The sequence below is a fragment of the Micromonospora sp. NPDC000089 genome, from assembly GCF_042899365.1.
In the GTDB taxonomy this organism is placed as follows: domain Bacteria; phylum Actinomycetota; class Actinomycetes; order Mycobacteriales; family Micromonosporaceae; genus Micromonospora.
In genome coordinates, this window is record NZ_JBIAZT010000013.1 from 70,081 (window position 1) to 88,851 (window position 18,771).

At 73.3% G+C, this 18,771-nt stretch carries 17 protein-coding genes and 1 pseudogene; 7 read left to right on the forward strand and 11 right to left on the reverse strand.

What is annotated here, in order from left to right; genetic code table 11:
- Positions 1–34: 34 nt before the first annotated feature.
- On the reverse strand, positions 35–295 hold the full coding sequence (locus ACFY3U_RS21970; protein ID WP_387204660.1) for a hypothetical protein: 261 nt from the start codon (positions 293–295) through the stop codon (positions 35–37).
- Complete coding sequence (locus ACFY3U_RS21975; RefSeq protein ID WP_387204663.1) at positions 292–591, reverse strand: DivIVA domain-containing protein; 300 nt, start codon at positions 589–591, stop codon at positions 292–294. Before ACFY3U_RS21975 ends, ACFY3U_RS21970 begins: the two co-directional genes overlap by 4 nt.
- 320 nt (positions 592–911) lie before the next feature.
- On the opposite strand from ACFY3U_RS21975, the gene ACFY3U_RS21980 reads away from it, so the two are divergent.
- Both ACFY3U_RS21980 and ACFY3U_RS21985 read left to right on the forward strand, forming a co-directional pair.
- Positions 912–1,139, forward strand: coding sequence for a GntR family transcriptional regulator (locus ACFY3U_RS21980; RefSeq protein WP_387204666.1), 228 nt, complete (start codon positions 912–914; stop codon positions 1,137–1,139).
- A gap of 22 nt (positions 1,140–1,161) precedes the next feature.
- Complete coding sequence (locus ACFY3U_RS21985; protein WP_387204669.1) at positions 1,162–1,455, forward strand: GntR family transcriptional regulator; 294 nt, start codon at positions 1,162–1,164, stop codon at positions 1,453–1,455.
- Positions 1,456–1,495: 40 nt separating this feature from the next.
- On the opposite strand, the pseudogene ACFY3U_RS21990 reads toward ACFY3U_RS21985, so the two are convergent.
- Both ACFY3U_RS21990 and ACFY3U_RS21995 read right to left on the reverse strand, forming a co-directional pair.
- Positions 1,496–1,579: pseudogene (locus ACFY3U_RS21990) on the reverse strand (type II 3-dehydroquinate dehydratase); the annotation flags it as partial.
- A 394-nt stretch (positions 1,580–1,973) separates the two neighbouring features.
- A complete protein-coding gene (locus ACFY3U_RS21995; RefSeq protein WP_387204672.1) occupies positions 1,974–3,104 on the reverse strand; it encodes a glycerophosphodiester phosphodiesterase in 1,131 nt (376 codons plus the stop codon).
- A 93-nt stretch (positions 3,105–3,197) separates the two neighbouring features.
- Here ACFY3U_RS21995 and ACFY3U_RS22000 point away from each other — a divergent pair, with 93 nt between their 5' ends.
- Positions 3,198–4,580 carry a TrkH family potassium uptake protein gene (locus ACFY3U_RS22000; protein WP_387204675.1) on the forward strand — a complete coding sequence of 461 codons (1,383 nt, stop codon included), beginning with the start codon at positions 3,198–3,200 and terminating at the stop codon, positions 4,578–4,580.
- Positions 4,570–5,238: a potassium channel family protein gene (locus ACFY3U_RS22005; protein WP_387204677.1), complete on the forward strand. Its 669-nt coding sequence runs from the start codon at positions 4,570–4,572 to the stop codon at positions 5,236–5,238. Before ACFY3U_RS22000 ends, ACFY3U_RS22005 begins: the two co-directional genes overlap by 11 nt.
- Before the next feature lie 54 nt (positions 5,239–5,292).
- On the opposite strand, the gene ACFY3U_RS22010 is transcribed toward ACFY3U_RS22005, so the two are convergent.
- From ACFY3U_RS22010 to ACFY3U_RS22040, 7 genes are all read right to left on the reverse strand, one after another.
- A complete protein-coding gene (locus tag ACFY3U_RS22010; protein ID WP_387204680.1) occupies positions 5,293–6,951 on the reverse strand; it encodes a serine/threonine-protein kinase in 1,659 nt (552 codons plus the stop codon).
- Between the two features lie 71 nt (positions 6,952–7,022).
- Positions 7,023–8,573, reverse strand: a complete 1,551-nt coding sequence (locus ACFY3U_RS22015) for a fused MFS/spermidine synthase (protein ID WP_387204682.1) — start codon at positions 8,571–8,573, stop codon at positions 7,023–7,025.
- A 36-nt stretch (positions 8,574–8,609) separates the two neighbouring features.
- The gene (locus ACFY3U_RS22020; protein WP_387204685.1) at positions 8,610–9,617 is read right to left on the reverse strand and encodes a coiled-coil domain-containing protein; all 1,008 of its coding nucleotides are present in this window, start codon (positions 9,615–9,617) and stop codon (positions 8,610–8,612) included.
- Between the two features lie 201 nt (positions 9,618–9,818).
- Positions 9,819–10,634: an inositol monophosphatase family protein gene (locus tag ACFY3U_RS22025; protein ID WP_387204688.1), complete on the reverse strand. Its 816-nt coding sequence runs from the start codon at positions 10,632–10,634 to the stop codon at positions 9,819–9,821.
- The gene (locus ACFY3U_RS22030; protein ID WP_387204691.1) at positions 10,627–11,079 is read right to left on the reverse strand and encodes a response regulator; all 453 of its coding nucleotides are present in this window, start codon (positions 11,077–11,079) and stop codon (positions 10,627–10,629) included. The genes ACFY3U_RS22025 and ACFY3U_RS22030 overlap by 8 nt, the downstream gene beginning before the upstream one ends.
- Complete coding sequence (locus ACFY3U_RS22035; protein ID WP_387204694.1) at positions 11,076–12,857, reverse strand: ATP-binding protein; 1,782 nt, start codon at positions 12,855–12,857, stop codon at positions 11,076–11,078. Before ACFY3U_RS22035 ends, ACFY3U_RS22030 begins: the two co-directional genes overlap by 4 nt.
- Positions 12,858–12,971: 114 nt before the next feature.
- Positions 12,972–14,189, reverse strand: coding sequence for a PP2C family protein-serine/threonine phosphatase (locus tag ACFY3U_RS22040; RefSeq protein ID WP_387204697.1), 1,218 nt, complete (start codon positions 14,187–14,189; stop codon positions 12,972–12,974).
- Between the two features lie 356 nt (positions 14,190–14,545).
- Between ACFY3U_RS22040 and ACFY3U_RS22045 the strand changes: the two genes are divergently transcribed.
- The 3 genes from ACFY3U_RS22045 (at position 14,546) to ACFY3U_RS22055 (ending at position 18,682) form a co-directional block, all read left to right on the forward strand.
- The gene (locus ACFY3U_RS22045; protein ID WP_387204862.1) at positions 14,546–16,951 is read left to right on the forward strand and encodes a M28 family peptidase; all 2,406 of its coding nucleotides are present in this window, start codon (positions 14,546–14,548) and stop codon (positions 16,949–16,951) included.
- Positions 16,952–17,453: 502 nt separating this feature from the next.
- Entirely contained in the window at positions 17,454–18,365 is a 912-nt protein-coding gene (locus ACFY3U_RS22050) for an aminoglycoside phosphotransferase family protein (RefSeq protein ID WP_387204865.1), read from the forward strand.
- Positions 18,362–18,682, forward strand: coding sequence for an NIPSNAP family protein (locus tag ACFY3U_RS22055; RefSeq protein WP_387204700.1), 321 nt, complete (start codon positions 18,362–18,364; stop codon positions 18,680–18,682). The genes ACFY3U_RS22050 and ACFY3U_RS22055 overlap by 4 nt, the downstream gene beginning before the upstream one ends.
- Positions 18,683–18,771 lie beyond the last annotated feature (89 nt).

An 18,771-nucleotide genomic window follows, 5' to 3' on the forward strand; every position in this document is an offset into this window, starting at 1 on the left:
TGCTGTGAGTTTCCTGATGAAGAGGATCTCTCGCCTACCGATGCGGCGCCGTCGACCCGCACGGTCCGTCATGGTCGGCCGGTCGCGGGCACCGCCGACCCGCGCCGCACAACCGGTCACAGAACACCCAGTGGCGTACGGACTGCGCGTCCTCCGCCGACACCGTGGTGCCGGCGCGGTCCACATCGGCCAGGAAGGCCAGCGACCGGGTGACTGCCCGGGCAAACCGCAGCGCCGCCGGCAGGTCGGTGGCCACCACCGGCAGGTGTACGACGAACCGCTGCCGATCCGTCACCGCGCGCCCGACGACTGGCGGGACTGCCAGGCGCGCAGCGCCCGCTTGATCCGCAGGTTCTCCTCGGCGGTGATCGCCACCTCCCGCCGGGCCAGGGCCAGCTCGCCGGCCACGCGATACAGGAACCCGTGCACCTCGATCGGGTCGAGCCCCCGCTTGACCTGGCGGAACCGCCGGTCTCGCACCTGCCCGGCGGAGAGTGGCCGGCACGATTCAGAGCGGTACCAGCCGACGTTCGGCGGACGCTCCGGCCGACGCCGGACACCCCGACGGAACAGCGAGAACACGTTGCGCATCTGCCACCCCTCCGCACCACTCCTGGGCGCCCCGCCGCCCGGGCGGGCGCTCACCCCTGGAGGGCGGCCCGACCCGCCGATAGGGGACGCGGACCGGACCGCCCGGCCACGCGACCGCAGCCCGATCGGCGGTACGGCCCCGCAGCCAACCTTGGTGTCCGCCCCCGAGGGTTTGCCGAACCAACCGGAGCCGGACTCTCAGCAACATACCCAAAATGCTTGTGTAGGTCGACCCCTTGTCGCGACGACACGACGGCTTGTTGCAGATATTGGTGCAGGGCCGGCATGATCGGAGACGCCGAACCAACCGGAGTCTCCCCATGCCCACCGCTGAAGCCCCGTACCGCCAGATCGCCAACGAGTTCGCCGCGAAGATCAAGAGCGGCGAGCTCAAGCCCGGCGACAAGCTGCCGTCCACCCGTGAGATCGCCGAGACGTACCGGGTGCACATGAACACCGCGTCCCGGGCGCTCTCCCTGCTACACGACCGCGAACTGATCACCGGCCAGCCAGGACGCGGCACCTACGTCGCCGAGCGATCGGAGTAGGCCTCCAGACGCTATGGACCTGATGACGTACACGCATCAGCCATGGCCGGTCAGGGCGCCCGCCGAGCCGACCCACTGGAGTTCCCGCATGCCCACCGCACAGCCCGAATTCCGCCGCATCATCGACGACATCGTCGCGAAGATCAAGAGCGGTGAGCTAAAGCCCGGCGACAAGCTGCCGTCGACCAGCCAGCTCGCCAACGCCTACGGGGTCAGCAACAACACGGCCTACCGGGCGCTCGCCATCCTGCACGACCGGGAACTCATCATCGGCATACAGGGACGCGGCACCTACGTCGCTGAGCGCCCCCGGTAACTCCTCCAGACGCTACGAACTTGATGGCGTAGCCGGATCAGGCGCCCCGAACGGCGATCGAGTAGTGCGACCAGGCGGCGGGGTTGAGCACCGCCGCGGCGCCCTCGTCGGCCGCCTCGTGCAGTCAGCCGGGTAGCTCACCGCCCGAGTCCGGCCAGGCCAGCCGCCGTGATTCGTTTACGTCATCAGGTCCACAGCGAGCCGACATGGCACCCGGCCTCCGGCCTCCGGCCGAGACACCGGGCTCGCCGTCGCCACGGCACCGACGGGCCCCGCGATTTGTTCACGCCATCAAGTTCGTAGCGACCGCACCCGGCGTCCGGCCCCTGCTCGCGGCCGGCGGCACCGCCCGGCACGACCGGCCCGCCCAGCACGACCGGCACGACCGGCACGACCGGCACGACCGGCACGACCGGGCAAAGCCTGAACGGTCCCAGCGGACGAACTCAAGGGATGCGGGGAGACCGCGAGGCCGGCACGGGCACCGAGCCCGTGCCGGCCGACGGGGACAACCGACGTCAGTGGCGGGGCAGGCCGGCGCGGGCGGCGACGGCGGTGTCCGGCTGGTCGGCGAAGACGCCGTCCAGGCCGAGGCCGAGGAACAGCTCGTACTCGGCGGTGATGTCGCCGCGGGCGTTCGGGTCCGCGCCGATCCGGAAGTCGACCGGGAGGAACTGGTTCTCGGCGCGGAACGTCCAGGCGTGCACCAGCAGCTTCTCGCGGTGCGCGTCCCGGATCACCGTGGTCGGGGCGAGCAGCTTGCCGGCCGCGTCCCGGGGCACGATCAGGTTCTTGTTGAGGCCGACGCCGTCGGCGTACTCCGCCACCTCGGCCAGGCCGGCCGGGGTGACCAGGTCGGCGTAGGTACGGGTGTCACCGGCGGCGGTGAAGTCGTACGGGCGGCCGGTGGCCTCGATCAGCTGCACCAGCGGTACGTCGATCATCCGGTCCAGCTTGCGCAGGTTGGCCGTCTCGAAGGACTGGATGAAGACCGCGTCGCCCCGGTGGGTCAGCCGGTTCTTCCGCAGCGTCGCCACCAGCGGCTCCTCCAGCGCCAGCCCGATCGAGGCGAAGTAGCTGGGGTGCTTGGTCTCCGGGTAGATGCCGATCGTCCGGCCACGCGCCTTCGACTCGCGTCGGGCCAGGTCGATGACCTCCTGGAAGGTGGGCACCTCGAGCCTGCCGTCGAACGCCGTGTTCGCCGGCCGCACCTGCGGCAGTCGCTCCTTGGCCCGCAGCGTCTTCAGCTCGGCGAGCGTGAAGTCCTCGGTGAACCAGCCGGTCACCGCCACGCCGTCGATGGTCTTCGTCGCCTTGCGGGCGGCGAACTCCGCGTGGGCGGCCACGTCGGTCGTACCGGAGATCTCGTTCTCGTGCCGGGCGACCAGCACACCGTCCCTGGTCGACACCAGGTCCGGCTCGATGTAGTCGGCGCCCAGCCGGATCGCCAACCGGTACGACTCCAGGGTGTGCTCGGGGCGGTAACCGCTCGCGCCCCGGTGACCGATCACCACGATCCGCTGGCCGGCCCGGTCCGCGTGGCCGGCCCGGTCCGCGTCGTCGTCCCGGGCGGACGCCGAGCCGGGGACGGCGACCGCCACCGCGAGCAGGGCGCCGGCCACGCCGAGGACAGAAAGGGTACGTCGCAACGCCGTCTCCTTCATCGATGGGTGTGACCTCAGCAGATCGGCTCCGCCTGGCCGGCAGTTGGTCGGGGGCTGACGGTCAGGTGAACCTCCGGGATGGTGGATTCGGCCACCCGCCCGCGCCCGGAACCGGAAGATTGTCTGGTGCGCCGATTCCTCCGGCACCCCGTCCGCCTGGTGCCGATCGGCTTCCTGGTGGCGATCGCGCTCGGCACCGGCGTACTCATGCTGCCCTGGGCGACCAGCGAGCACCGCTACACGCCGCTGGTCACCGCGGCCTTCACCGCCACCTCCGCGGTGTCGGTCACCGGCATGGCGGTGAACGACACGCCGAACTACTGGAACACCTTCGGCCTGGTCACGATCACCGTGCTGACCCAGGTCGGTGGGCTGGGCATCCTCACCGGCGCCGCGCTGGTCAGCCTCGCGGTGACCCGCCAGCTCGGCCTGAGCAACCGGCTGCTGGTGCAGGCCGAGACCGCCGAGTACGGCATCGGCGACGTCCGCCGGCTGCTGATGCGGATCGCCACCACGGTGCTCGTCTCCGAGGCGCTGATCACCCTGATCATCGGCGGCCGGCTCTGGTTCGGCTACGGCTACCCGCCCGGGCGAGCCCTCTGGTACGCCCTCTTCCACGCGGTGCAGGCCTTCAACAACGGCGGCTTCGCCCTCTACACCGACGGCCTGCTGGCCTTCTCCCGTGACCCGTGGGTGGCGCTGCCGCTCGCCTTCGGCGCGATCGTCGGCGGGCTCGGCTTTCCCGCGCTGTTCGAGGCGGTCCGGCGCTGGCGGCGGCCGGTGCGCTGGGCGATCGCCACCAAGCTCACCATCTGGGGCAGCGTGCTGCTGCTGACCGGCGGCTTCATCCTGCTGCTGGCGGCGGAGTGGGCCAACCCGGCCACCATCGGCACCTACGACGTGCCCGGCAAGGTGCTCGCCTCGTTCACCCAGATCGCGCTGAGCCGCACCGGCGGCTTTGACGTGATCCGGGTCGGCTCGTTGAGCGAGGAGAGCTATCCGCTGCTGATCGTGCTGATGTTCATCGGCGGCGGCGCGGCCAGCACCGCCGGTGGCATCAAGGTCTCCACCTTCTTCCTGCTCGCCTTCGCGATCCGGGCCGAGCTGCGCGGCGACCCGGACGTCACGGTGGGCCGCCGCCGGGTCGCCGTGGAGAGCATGCGCCAGGCGCTGACCGTGGCCCTGCTCAGCGTGGCCCTGGTGACGGTGGGGACCATCGGGCTGACCGTGCTGACCAACGGCGTCCAGTACTACGAGTCGCTGTTCGAGGTGACCTCGGCGTTCAGCACCACCGGGCTGTCGGTGGACCTGGCCCAGCGGCTGCCCGAGGCCGGCCAGTGGGTGCTGACCGCGCTGATGTACATCGGCCGGGTCGGCCCGCTCACCCTCGGCTCGGCGATCGCGTTGAACACCCGACGCCGGCTCTACCGATACCCGAAGGAGCAACCCATTGTCGGCTAGACGCGACGGCGACGACGACGTCACGGTGATCGGCCTCGGCCGATTCGGCTGCCACCTGGCCAGCTCGCTCGCCCGGCTGGGCCACCACGTGCTCGCCGTCGACCGGGACCTGGGTCAGGTGCAACGCTGGTCGGGCACGCTGGACCGGGTGGTGCAGGCGGACTCCACCGAGGAGGCCGCCCTGCGCCAGCTCGGGGTGGGCGACTTCCGCCGGGTGGTGGTCGCCATCGGCGCCTCGGTGGAGGCCAGCGTGCTCACCGTGCTGGCGCTGACCGAGGTCGGCGTGCCGCAGATCTGGGCCCGCGCCACCTCGGAGAAGCACGCGAAGATCCTGAGCTCCGTCGGCGCCCACCATGTGGTGTTCCCGGAGGCGGAGACCGGCGAGCGGGTCGCCCACCTGATCGTCAGCCGGATGCTCGACTTCATCGAGTTCGACGACGACTTCGCCATCGCGAAGGTGCCGGTGCCGCCGGAGCTGGTCGGCCGGCGGCTGCGGGAGCTGTCGGTCACCGAACGGCACGGCGTCCGGGTGATCGGCGCCAAGCTGCCCGGGGAACGCTTCCGCTACGCGGAGCCGGAGACCGTGCTCGCCGCCGACGGGGTGCTGATCGTGGAGGGCGCCATCGGCCAGGTGCAGCGGTTCGCCGCCGCGCGCTGAGCCGTCAGTGCTTGCCCTTGCTCTTGCCCTTGCCCTTGCCGCCTCCCTTCCCCGCTACTTCCCGCCTTTTCCCTTGTCCTCGCCCTTGCCCTTCTTGCCCTTGTCGGCGGCTTTCGGCTTCGGCTTCGGCTTCGGCTGGGCCTTGGCCGGCGCCGACCGGTTGGTGCTCGACCCGCCCGCCCCGGAGGCCGGCCTGGCCGGCGCCTTCACCGCGGGTGCCTTGGCCACCGGCGCCTTGGCCACCGGCGCCTTCGGCGTCGTGCCGGCCACCCCGGAGACCCGTACCCCGCAGTCGGCGTCGCCGACGCTGAACTCCACCGGCAGCGGGTTGCTCCCGGTGTACCGGCCGGTCAGGTCGACCTTCTCCGAGGCGCCCGGCGCCAGCGCGCCGCGACCGGTGGCCGGGCCGACCTGGACGGTGCGACCGCTCTGCCGGACCGTCGGGGTGGCCCGGGTGACCGCCTGCTGCCCGGGGAAGGTGAAGTGCATCGTCCAGTCCCGCAGCTCCCGGGTGCTGGTGTTGGTCAGGGTGAGCTGGGCGGCGAACTCCTTGCCGGAGTCGCTGCGCAACGCGTACTCGACCTCGCACGGCGTCGGTCCGGGCGGCCCCATCCGGGCCTCGGTGGTCTCCACCCCGCCGCTGGCCGAGCTGCCCGAGGTCAACCCCCACACCGTCGCGGTCACCGCGATCAGGCCGGCCGCCGCCACCCCGGCCTCCACCTTGCGTCGGCGGGAGGCGGCCCGGCGCTCGCGGGTACGGCCCGAGAAGGGCAGCGCGTCGGTGTCGGCGGACCAGGGCAGGAACGTGGTGCCGGCATTGGCCAGCAGCGCCGGGTCGAGCGTGCCCGGTGCCGGCGACACCGGCACGGCCGAAATCATCCCGGCCGCCTCGGCGAGGGTACGGGCCAGCTCGGCGGTGTCCGGCCGGTCCTGCGGGCGCTTCGCCAGGCACCGGGAGACCAGCTCGGCCACCTCGTCGGGCAGGCCGGGCACCTCCGCCATCGGCTCGGGATCGCTGTACATGTGCGCGCGCAGCATCTCGGTGGTGGTGCTCGCCCGCCAGGGCAGCCGGCCGGTGAGCATCCGGTAGAGCAGCAGGCCGACCGCGTACACGTCGGTGGCCGGGGAGACCTGGCCGTTGTCCAGCCGCTCCGGGGCGAGGTAGGCGGGGGTGCCGAGCAGGTGGCCGTCCGACCCCTTCTCGCTCTCGCCGACCAGGGCCGAGATGCCGAAGTCGACGACCTTCACCCCGGTCGCGGTGAGCATCACGTTGCCCGGGGTGACGTCCCGGTGCACCACGCCGCGGGCGTGCGCGGTGGCCAGCGCCGAGGTGACCTCCGCGCCGATCGTCACCGCCTCCCGCCAGGGCAGCCGCCCGTCCCGGCCGAGCCGCGCGGTCAGCGGGCCGCCGTCCACCAGCTCCATCACCACGTACGGCACGGTCAGCCCGACCTGCACGGACTCGCCGTAGTCGTACACGTTGGTGATGTTGGGGTGGCAGAGCCGGGCGGCGGCCTGGGCCTCGACCCGGATCCGGTGCCGGAACGCCTTGTCGGCGGCCAGCCGGGACGCCAGGACCTTGATCGCGACCTGTCGGCCGAGCACCTCGTCGTAGCCGCGCCAGACCACGGACATCCCGCCGGCCCCGAGCTGTTCGACCAGTCGGTAGCGGTCGCCGAGGAGTTGCGCGCCGTTACGTACGACTACACCCATGGTCAGAGATGTTGCCCGACTCGGGCCGCGCTACACCTAAGCGATGGTGATCGGGTGGTTAAGTCACCCGATCAGGCGGTCGCCAGCAGCTGGTCCACGGGGGCGTAGTCGTCGGTCAGCACCAGCGCGTCGTCCACGAAGCTGGGTAGCCGGTCGCCCAGCAGCAGGTCCGGCGGGGCCTTCAGGGCGCTCAGCCGGTCCAGCAGCGGCTCCGACGGCAGCGGCGCGTCCGAGGCGACGATGAGGAAGTTCGAGCCCACCTCGGCGGCCACGGCGTCCGGCGGAGCGATCAGCGCGACGTTGCGGAACTCGGTGGCCACCGTCGCCAGCTCGGCCCGGATGAACCGGTCCGGCGGGTAGTCGATCACGTTCTGCACGTAGATGCCGCCCGGCCGCAGCACCCGGTTCACCTCGGCCGCCATCTCCCGGGTGGCCAGGTGCCAGGGCACCACCAGGTGCCCGAACGCGTCCCCGACGACGAGGTCCCGGCTGTCCGCCGGTTCGCCGCCGACCAGCATCCGCGCGTCGCCCACCTCCGCGCGCAGCTGCGGGCCGGTGCGTACGCCCAGCTCCCGCCGGTCCAGATCGACCAGTTCCCCGTCGATCTCGAAGACCAGGTTGTCGGTGCCGGGCCGGGTGGCGGCCAGGTAGCGCGGGATGGTGAAACCGCCGCCGCCCAGGTGCAGCGCGTCCAGCCGCCGCCCCTTCGGCGCCAGCACGTCCACCACCGCCCCGATCCACTGGCTGTACTCGTACTCCAGGTGGGTGGGGTCGTTCAGGTCGACGTACGAGTGCCGGGCCGAGTTGAGATAGAGCGTCCGCCCCGACGGCCGACTCGGGTCGGCGGCCACCCGGGCGCAGTGGTACGCCGTCTCCACGTCGCACGGGTTCGGGGCGACCGCGCTCAGCCCCGCCGCGACCAGCCCGAGCACGGCCAGGGTGGCCTTCGTCCGCGCCGGCCCGGGCAGCCCCGCCCCCGCCCGACGGCGCAACCACGCGGCGAGCGCCAGCCCGGTCACCCCGAGGGTCACCGCCAGCGCGATCAGGATGACCGTGGTGGGCAGCGCGGCCACCAGCACGAAGCCGGTGACCAGGGTGGCGGTGATGCCGCCCAGCGTGCCGATGCCGGACAGCCGCCCGACCACCTGACCGGTCCGGCGCAGGTCGGCCAGCTGCAGCTTCACCACCAGCGGGGTGACCGCGGCGAGCAGCGCCGCCGGCACGAACACGGCCAGCGCGGTGAGCAGCAGGATCGCGCCGGCCGCGCCACCGCGCAACACCTCACCGGCGTACCGGACCACCGGCAGGGTGATCGCGGTGGTGATGCCGGCCAGCACCAGCGCCGGGGCCAGCAGCCCGCGCGGGTCCCGCCGGTCGGCCAGCCAGCCGCCCGTCCAGGCGCCGTACGCGATCGCGGCCAGCGCGATGCCGATCACCGAGCTGGTCACCTGGAGGGTCACCCCGACGTACGGGCCGACCAGCCGGAGCGAGACCGTCTCCAGCACCAGCACCGCGCCGCTGGAGAGGAAGACCAGGAACGCGGCGAGCCCGTTGGGCAGCGCGCGGGACGGGGCGGGCGTGACGGCCGGCGGAGCGGCGACGTCGGAGGATGAGCTGCTCACCGTCGCGATGCTACGTCCCGTACCCGGCCGCCCGGGTCAATAGATCGAAACATGAACATGGTTTGTGTGGTCGGCGGCCGGGCTGCCACCGCCGCTGTACGACCGCCAGCCGGTGTTCGGCATCCAGATCTGCCGGTACCAGATCACGTACATCACCCCGAGCCGCCCAGCGTTGTTCTTGAACCAGCTCGCCAGGCTGTCCCCGTACGCCTTGTCGCCGCCGGTCGCCGAGCGGTCCTCGAAGCCGCCGGTGGCGGCGGCGAAGTCGCAGGCCCGGCCCTTCGGGTGCTCGCCGTCGCCGCCGTTGCGGTGACAGGACACGTACCGCTTGTAGCCGGCCGCCTGGGCCTGCTGCAGGGCGTGCAGGGTGCGTGGGGTGATGCAGCTGTCCGTGGTCGGGTCGTTGATCGAGCACGACTCGGACGGCCAGGACCCGTCGGAGTTGCGCGGCGCCGGGCTGGCCGAGCGGGAGCCGCCACTGAAGCCGGTGCTGACACCGGAGCTGACCGTGGCCAGCGCCCGCTCGGCGTCCTTCTTCTTGCGGGCCAGCACGGCCAGCTGCTTCTGCTGCTCGCCGACCTCGACGTCGATGGCCGCCTTGGCCTTCACCGCCGCCTGCCGGGTCTCGCTGAGCGAGCGGAGCCGGGCGCTGTCCCGCTGGGCCATCACGTCGAGCACGGCGGCGCGCTGGAGCAGGCTCTCCGGGTCGGAGCTCTTGAGCAGCATGGCCGTCGGGGTCATCCTCCCCAGCCGGTACGACTGGGCGGCCACCTCGCCCACCTGGGCGGTCAGCTCGCCGAGCCGCCCCTCGACCGTGCGCAGCTGGGCCGACAGAGCGGTCTGCCGGCGCTTGGAGTTGTCCAGCTTGGCCTTGGCCTCGATGTGGCCGCGGGCGGCCGCGTCCAGCGCCTCGCGCAGCTGCTTCGTACCGCCCTCGCCGGGCTCGGCGGCGGCCGGACCGACCCCGGCGCCGAGCACCAGCGCCGTCGCGACGAGCAGCACGGTCAACGACCGGCGGGCGCGGCTGAAGCGGATCCTGGGCACGACGGCATCCTCCCTCTGCGGCCGGCCCCCGGCGGCGGCCGTCCCGGGGGCCCCGGGCGGCGACCTCGGAGGCGGAGACCGCCGGTCACGATAACCGGACCCCGCGGCGGTTGACCAGCACGGCGACTGCTTAGGCATCGATCGTCGACGCAGCGTCGCGGCAGCGTCGCACAGCGCTCAGCGGCGGGAGTCGCGCAGCGCTCAGCGGCGGTCGCCCAGCAGGGCCTGCCGGGCCTCGGCCCAGGTGTCCTCGTCGGCGGCGACGAGCAGGCCGGTCCCCTCGTCCGCCGGATGGTACTCGGCGCCGTCGAACCGACGGGCCACCCCGCCGGCCTCCCGGACCAACAGCACCCCGGGGACGTGGTCCCAGGGCAGGGTGTGCCAGAACAGCACGAACTGCTGGTCGCCGGTGAGCAGGTCAAGGTACTCCCGGCCGGCGCAGTGCTGCCCGGGCAGCAGCTCGCCGATCCGGTCCGCGCCCGCCTCGGCGCTGCGCCGGGCGTCCGGCGGCAGGAACTTCGTCACCGCCGTGCCGCGCAGCGAGCCCACCGCCGGCACCCGCTCGGCGGTACGCACCGGACGGCCGTCCAGCTCGGTGCCCTCGCCGGCAACGCTCGTGGCGAGCATGTCGGCCAGCGGGTCGAGCACCCAGGCGGCTGCCGGCTCACCGTCGGTGAGCAGCGCGGCCATCAGCGCGAACGGCCGCCGGCCGGCGGCGAAGTTCGAGGTGCCGTCGACCGGGTCGACCAGCCAGACGTCCCCGGCGTCGCGCAGGTGGCGCAGCAGCCCCGGGTCGTCCGCGACGGCCTCCTCGCCCACCACCACCGAGCCGGGACGCAGCCGGAGCAGCCCCTCGGTGATCCGCTCCTCGGCCCGCCGATCGGCGACGGTGACCAGGTCGCCGGGGGCCTTCTCGGCGACCTGGGAGTCGTCCAGCCGGCGGAACAGCGGGAGCACGACCTCCGCCGCGGTCTCCCGCAGCAGCTCGCCGACCTGCTCCCGCAACTGCTCAGCCACGCGGCGGCAGCTTGACCACGCTGACGAAGAACTCGTCGATCTGGCGGACCACCGAGATGAAGCGCTCGAAGTCCACCGGCTTGGTCACGTAGGCGTTGGCGTGCAGCTGGTAGCTGCGCAGGATGTCCTCGTCGGCCTGGCTGGTGGTGAGCACCACGACCGGGATGCGGCGCAGGTTCTCGTCGTTCTTGATCTCCTCCAGCACCTCCCGGCCGTCCCGGCGGGGCAGGTTCAGGTCGAGCAGGATCAGGTCGGGCACCACCGCGTCCGCGTACGGGTCCTCCCGGCGCAGGTAGGCGAGCGCCTCGGCGCCGTCGGAGACGACGGTGAGCCGGTTGCGGAGCTTGTGCTCCTCGAACGCCTCCTGGGTCATCAGAACGTCGCCCGGGTCGTCCTCGACCAGCAGGACCTCGATCGGGCTCTTGCCGTCCGCCGGCGCGGTCATCCCACCGTCTCCTTCATGCCACCCGTTGTACCGTGCTCCGGCGTACCGCCGGGCGTGGTCTGGTCCGTCCGGTCGTCCCGCTGGGCGCCGACCGCGGCCGGTCGGGCCTCCGCCGGCTCGGTGTCCGCCGGGCCCGGCCCGCCGTCCCGCTCCGCCGGGGTGCCGTCGGTCCGCTCCGCCGCCGTGCCGTCCGCCGGGTCCGCCGCCTCGGCGGCCTTCGCCGCCTCAACGTCCGCCGGAAGCGCCGGCAGGGTGAACCGGATCGCGGTGCCCTCGTCCAGGTCGGTGTCCACCCAGACCCGACCGCCGTGGTACTCGACGATCTTCTTGACGATGGCCAGGCCGATGCCGGTGCCCGGGTACGCGTCCTTGGAGTGCAGCCGCTGGAAGATCACGAAGATCTTGTCGGCGAACTCCGGCTCGATCCCGATGCCGTTGTCCCGGCAGGAGATCTCCCACTCGTCGTCGACCAGCCGGGCCGAGAGGTGCACCTTCGGCGGCACGTCTGGCCGGCGGAACTTGATCGAGTTGCTGACCAGGTTCGCCAGCAGGTTGGTCAGCAACGGCTCCTCGCCGCGGATCACCGGCATGTCGTCCCAGGTGAGTTCCGCGTCGGCGTACTGCCGGGCGGCCTCGGTCTGGCCGGCCACCAGGCCCATCACCTTGTCCAGGTCGACCTCGGTGAAGCCGGTGGTGAGCCGGCCGATCCGGGAGAACGCCAGCAGGTCGTTGATCAGGCGCTGCATCCGCTGCGCGCCGTCCACGGCGAAGGCGATGTACTGGTCGGCCCGCTCGTCGAGCTGCCCGGCGTAGCGGCGCTGCAGCAGCTGGCAGAAGCTCGCCACCTTGCGCAGCGGCTCCTGCAGGTCGTGCGAGGCAACGTACGCGAACTGCTCCAGGTCACGGTTGGAGCGGGTCAGCTCCTCGGCCTGCTTCTGCAGCTGGCTGTTGACCCACTCGATGTTCTCCCGGGCCTTGCGCACCTCGTCGAGGTCCTTGGCGATCTTCTGCCGCATCACGTCGACGTCGTCGGCGAGCCGGACGAACTCCGGCGGCCCGGAGCCGTCGATGTGGTGCTGGTAGTCGCCCTCGGCCACCTCGCGCACCTGCTGGGCCAGCCCGGTGAGCGGCCGGATCACCATCCGGTCCAGCGAGAGCAGCAGCACCACCCCGGCGATCACCACCACCACGGCGGCGACGATCAGCAGCAGCACCAGCACGTTGCCGGTCCGCTCGATCGCGTTCGCGTTCAGCTGCCGCTCGGTCAGGATCTGCGCCTGCAACTCGCCCACGGCCGCCCGGACCTGGTCGAACCGCTGCCGGGAGCCGTTGTTGACCAGGGCCTGGCCGGCCTGCGTGCCGCTGCGCGCGGTGGTGTCGATCACCGGCTGCGCCACCAGCCGTCGCCAGTCGTCCGCCTGCTGCTGCGCGGCGCGCAGGTCGGCCATGATCGCCGGGTAGCCTGCGCCGAGGCTCGCGATCTGCGCGGTGGTCTCCCGCTCCTGCTGCAACCCCTTCTCGTACGGGGCCAGGTCGGCCCGGTTGCCGCTGACCGCGTACCCCCGGACGCCGGTCTCCTGGTCGAGCAGCGCGTTGAGCAGCTCCTGCCCCTGCACCCGCATCGGGCCGGTCCGGGTCAGGACGGCGTTGGTCTCCTGCCGGTTCTTCGCCGCCACCACCGCTTCGGCCACGGCCAGCCCGATCAGCAGCACGCCGACCACGGTGAGCAGCGCCAGCACCCGATGCCGCAGCGTCCACGCCCGCTGATCCACCTTCATCGGGCCGGCTCCGTTCGCGACTGCGGGGCTCGCAAACCCGACTCACTCCTCGCGCTCACCGGGCCACCTTCGTTCGCGACTGCGGGGCTCGCAAACCCGGCTCACTCCTCGCGCTCACCGGCCACCACCTCGGGTGACCAGCAGCATGGCGACGTCGTCGGCGAGCGGGCCGCCGTTGATCTGCTCCGCGCGACCGACCAGCCAGGCCGGCAGCTCGGCCAACGGCACGGCCCGGTTGGCCCGCTCCTCCAGCAGCCCGGTGAGCCCGGAGACGTCCAGCCGCTCGTCGCCGGCGCCCACCCGCCCCTCGATCAGGCCGTCGGTGTACATCAACAGAGACCAGTCATCGGTGTCGAACTCCAGATCGAACGCAATCGGTCGGCGGGGGCGTACGCCGAGCAGCAGGCCACCCGGAGCCGGAACGGGGGCGACCTTACCCCCGCTGAGCAGCAGCGGCGGCGGGTGCCCGGCCAGCCGGACGGTGGCCCGGTTGGCGTCCAGGTCGAGCCGGGCGGTGGCGACGGTCGCGAAGATCTCCTGCAACCGGCGCTCGCTCATCAGCACCTGCTCCAGGGCCGGCAGCACCTCGTCGTCGGGCACACCGGCCAGGATCAGCGCCCGCCAGGCGACCCGCAGCTCCACCCCGAGGGCGGCCTCGTCCACCCCGTGCCCGCAGACATCCCCGACGATCAGGTCGACCCGGTCCGGGCGGGTCTGCACCACGTCGAAGAAGTCCCCGCCGATCAGGGCGGCGTGCCGGCCCGGACGGTAGAAGGTGTGCACCGCCACCTCATCGGTGGTCATCAGCGGCTGCGGCAGCAGGCCGCGCTCCAGGCGGGCCGACTCGGCCTGGCGCAGCTCCACCTCGCGCAGCCGGCGGGCGTTCTCGTCGGCGCGCTTGCGCTCCACCGCGTAGCGCAGGGCCCGGGTCAGCAGCACCCCGTCGACCTGCCCCTTGACCAGGTAGTCCTGGGCGCCCTCGGCGACCGCGACGATGCCCAGGTGCTCATCCGAGCGGCCGGTCAGCACGCAGACCGCGGCGCCGCTGGACATCTCCAGCACCCGCCGCAGGCCGTCCAGGCCCTGGGCGTCGGGCAGGCCCAGATCGAGCAGGACGCAGTCGACGCCGGCCACCCGCTGCCGCGCCTCGCTGAGGCTGGTGGCGACGAGCAGGTCGATCATCGAGTTGGTCTCGGCGAGCAGCTCGCTCACCAGGAAGGCGTCGCCCTCGTCGTCCTCGACCAGCAGGACCCGCAGCCGCTCACCGGGCGGCAGGTTGGGATGGCGCCCGAGGCCGCCGTGCGGGTACGGCTCGCCGGAGGGCCCGGTCATGCCGGACCCCCGGTACGGCCGGGTCACCGCCGCGAGACGCGGAAGATCGCTGGTGATGTCGGGCTCCTTCCGAGTGCCCTGCTGATCCTGTATTAGACAACGGTCGCACACAACACGGCCCCGCCGGCCCGGGCGTAGCGGGCAAGGCCGTCACCAGGTGAGCGTCGCGGCGCCCGCGAGCGTCACGGTTCGGCCCCGGGGCACCCGTGGGCGGCGTTCCCGGTGCAGGATGATGCCCCATCCCCCGTACCTTCGCCGAGGAGTCCGCCGTGGGCGCACCCCCCACCTCCGCCGCCGATCCCGGGCCGGTCGAGCCGGCCGCCGATCCTGTGCCGGTCGAGCCGGCCGCCGATCCTGTGCCGGTTGAGCCGGCCGCCGACCGGGCGCTGGCCCGACCCGGGCGCCGCCTGCCGGCCGCCCTGCTCGCCCTGGTCGCGCTGCTCGCGGTGGGCGCCGCGATGCTGGTGACGCTGGCCACTCCCGCGCCGCTGCCGGCGGACGCCCCGGCGGACGAGTTCAGCGCCGGCCGGGCGTACCGGACGGTACAGACCATCGCCACCCGGCCGCACCCCGCCGGCAGCGCCGCCAACGACCAGGTACGCGAGCAGCTGGTCGGCGCGCTGCGCGGCCTCGGCCTGGAGACCGAGGTGCAGGACACCGTCGCGCCGGAGGCCGGCCAGCTCAGCGGGGCGGCCGGCGGGGCGACGCTGGCCCGGGTCCGCAACGTGGTGGCCCGGCTGCCCGGGTCGGCCTCGACCGGGCGGGTCTTCCTGGTGGCGCACTACGACTCGGTTCAGTCCGGGCCGGGCGGCAACGACGACGCGGCCGGCACCTCCACCATCCTGGAGGTGGCCCGCGCGCTGGCGGCCGGCCCGCGACCGCGCAACGACATCGTCTTCGTGCTCACGGACGCGGAGGAGGCCTGCCTCTGCGGGGCGTCCGGGTTCGCGGCCGACCATCCGCTCGCCAAGGGCGGCGGGGTGGTGCTCAACCTGGAGGCGCGCGGCGCAGGCGGCCCGGTGATCATGTTCGAGACGTCCCGGAACAACGCGAAGCTGGTGGACGTCTTCGGCCGGGCCGCGAAGCACCCGGTGGGCACCTCGTTCGCGGTGGAGATCTACCGGGCGCTGCCCAACGACACCGACTTCACCGCCTTCCTCGACCACGGCTTCGTCGGGCTGAACTCCGCCTACATCGACGGCGGCGCGATCTACCACACCCCGCTGGACACTCCGGCGGCGATGGACCGGGGCAGCCTCCAGATGCACGGCGACAACGCGCTGGGGCTGGCCCGCGAGTTCGGCCGTACCGACCTTGCGGACCTGTCCTCCGGGCACGACGACACGTACTTCCCGGTGCCCGGCGCCCTGGTCCACTACCCGGGCTGGCTGACCTGGCCGCTGGCGGCCGTGGCGCTGCTCGCGGTGCTGGCCCTGGGCTGGCTGCTCCGCCGTGCCGGCCGGGCCACCGCCGGTCGGCTGGCCGCCGGGTTCGGGTTGGCGCTGGTGCCGGTGCTGCTCGCCCCGCTCGCCGCACAGCTGCTCTGGGCCGGGATCACCGCGCTGCGCCCCGGCTACGCCGAGCTGCTCGACCCGTACCGGCCGACCTGGTTCCGGCTCGCCGTGGTGGCGCTCGCCGCCGCGATCCTGCTCGGCTGGTACGCGCTGACCCGCCGCTGGATCGGCCCTGCCGCGCTGGCCTTCGGCGCGCTGGCCTGGCTGGCCGTGTTCGGGGTGGTGCTGGCGGCGCTGGTGCCCGGCGGGGCGTACCTGGCGGTCCTGCCGGCGCTGGTCGGCGCGGTCGCCGGCCTGGTGGCGCTGCGCACCCGGATCGACGGCCCGTGGCCGGTGGTCGCGGTGGCCTTGGCCGGCGCGGTCGCCGTGGTGATCCTGCTGCCCACCGTGGTGCTGCTCTTCCCCGCGCTGGGGATGGCGATGGGCGGGGTCGGCGCACTGTTCACGGTGCTGCTCGGGCTGGCCGTGCTGCCGGTGCTCGACCTGCTGCACCCGGCCGCCGGCGGGCCGCGCCGCCCGGTCCCGGCGCGCGCCCGCCGGCTCGGCGCGCTGCCGACCGTCGCGGCCGCGCTCGCTGCGGTGGCGCTCGCCGGGGTCGGGCTGGTCGTCGACCGCTTCGACGCCGCCCACCCGGTGCCCACCCAGCTGATGTACGCCCTGGACACCGATCCCGGGCCCGACGCCCCGGCCTGGTGGATCACCCGGGAGAAGGACCCGCAGCCCTGGACGCTGCAGTACGTCGACACGCACGATCCCTCGTCGCCCAACTGGTGGTGGCCGGCCCTCGGCGACGAGCCGCTGTTCGTCGGGGACGCGCCGAGGGCGAACCTGCCGGCCCCGGCCGTCCAGGTGCTGGCCGACACCACCTCGGGCGGCGAACGCACCCTGCGGCTCCGGCTCACCCCGCAGCGGACCGTACGCCTCGTCTCGCTGCACGTGGACACCGACACCGCCACGGTGACCCGCGCCGAGGTGGCCGGACGGACGGTGCCGGGGGGCAGCCAGCAGAATTCCGAGGAGACGGGCAACCGGTGGGGCTTCGGGATCGTCTTCCACGCCCCGCCGCCGGAGGGCATCGAGATCACCCTGACCGTGACGCCGAGGAAGCCGAAGGTGGTCGTGCGGGCGATGGACGCCAGCGACGGGCTGGACGGGCTGCCCGGCTTCCGGCCCCGGCCGGCGGACGTGGGCGTGGTCGGCTCGCACACCTCGGAGATGCTCGCGGTAGCCCGGACGTACCCGCTCTGACGTCGCGTACCCGCTCCTCGTCACGCCGGACGGCGACCCGCACGACCGCGGCGGGTCGTCCCGGCAGGCGGAGCGCGCCGCCTCCGTCGGCGCGCGCTCCGCATCCGGTGGGCGCGGTACCCGGCGGCCCGGACGCCGGGGCACGGCGCGCGGCGCGGCGGAGCGCGGGACGCGGCGCGGGACGCGTGGCCCGCGGAGCGCGGGACGCGGCGCCGCCGAGCGGGACGAAGAGGGGTGCGGCGACGCTACGAACTTGATGGCGTTGGCGAATCGGCCCCGGTGCCGGGTCGGGAGCGGCCCCGGCATGGACGCGGCCCAGGGCAGCTGATTCGTTGTCGTCATCAAGTTCGTAGCGTCCGTCGGCCGACCCCGGCCCACCGACCACCGCCGCTCTCGGCGGTCCACCTTCCCGGCCGCCACGCCGACCGGCCAGCCGGCGGCCGCGGTGATCGGAATTGCGTTGCCAGCGGGTGCGGCCGGGTTCCAAGCTCTGCGGGTGGCCATGCACACCGATCAGCTGACCGTGACCGTCGACCTCGTCCGCCGGCTGGTCGCCGAGCAGTTCCCCGAGTGGGCCGGGCTGCCGGTGGTGGCCGGGCCGACCCACGGGACGGTGAACGCGCTGTTCCGGGTTGGCGACGGGCTGGCGGCCCGGTTCCCGCTGCGCGCCGAGGACCCGGACGCGGTCAATCGCTGGCTGACGGCCGAGGCGGACGCCGCCCGCGAGCTGCTCGGGCGTACCCCGTTCCGCACGCCCGAGCCGGTCGCCATGGGCGAGCCGGGGCACGGGTACCCGCTGGCCTGGTCGGTGCAGACCTGGCTGCCCGGGACGGTGGCCACCGACGACGACCCCGGTGGGTCGGTCGCCTTCGCCCGCGACCTGGCCGATTTCGTCCGCGCCGTCCGGGCCATCGACACCCAGGGCCGGACGTTCTCCGGGTCGGGGCGCGGCGGGGAGCTGCGCTCCCAGGACGACTGGATGGAGACCTGCTTCCGGCACACCGCACCGCTGATGGACGTGGCGCCGCTGCGCCAGCTCTGGGCCGCGATGCGGGAGCTGCCGAGGGACGGCGGGGACGTGATGACCCACGGTGACCTCATTCCGGGCAACGTGCTCGTCGCCGACGGTCGCCTGGCCGGGGTGATCGACGTCGGTGGTGCCGGCCCCGCCGACCCCGCGCTGGACCTGATCTGCGCCTGGCACCTGCTGGAGGCCGGCCCCCGCCAGGTGCTGCGGGACGCGCTGGGCTGCGACGACCTGACCTGGGCGCGCGGCCGGGCCTGGGCCTTCGCCCAGTCGATGGGCCTGGTCTGGTACTACGTCGAGACCAACCCGATGATGTATCGGACGGGTCGGCGCACGCTGGAACGGATCCTCGCCGACGAGGAGGCCGGCGTAGCCTGCGACGCATGATCACCTGCGTCGTCGACTACGTCATCGACCCGGCCAAGACGGCCGACTTCGAGCGGTTCGCCCGCCGCTGGATGGAGCTGGTGGACCGGCACGGCGGCACCCACCACGGCTACTTCCTGCCCGCCGAGGGGGCCAGCGACCGGGCCCTGGCGCTGTTCAGCTTCCCCAGCCTGGCGGCGTACGAGCAGTACCGGACGCTGTTCGGCAGCGACCCGGAGTTCGTGGAGGCCGACCGGATCCGCGACGACAGCGGCTGCGTGCTGCGCTACGACCGCACCTTCATGCGCCCCCTCCTGCCGCCCGGCGCACCGCAGTGATCCACGTCGACGGGAACTGACACCGTGCCATCGCGCGGGCCGTGGACCGGCGAGGACGCCCCCGCCTCTCGCTTCGACGGACGGGTCCG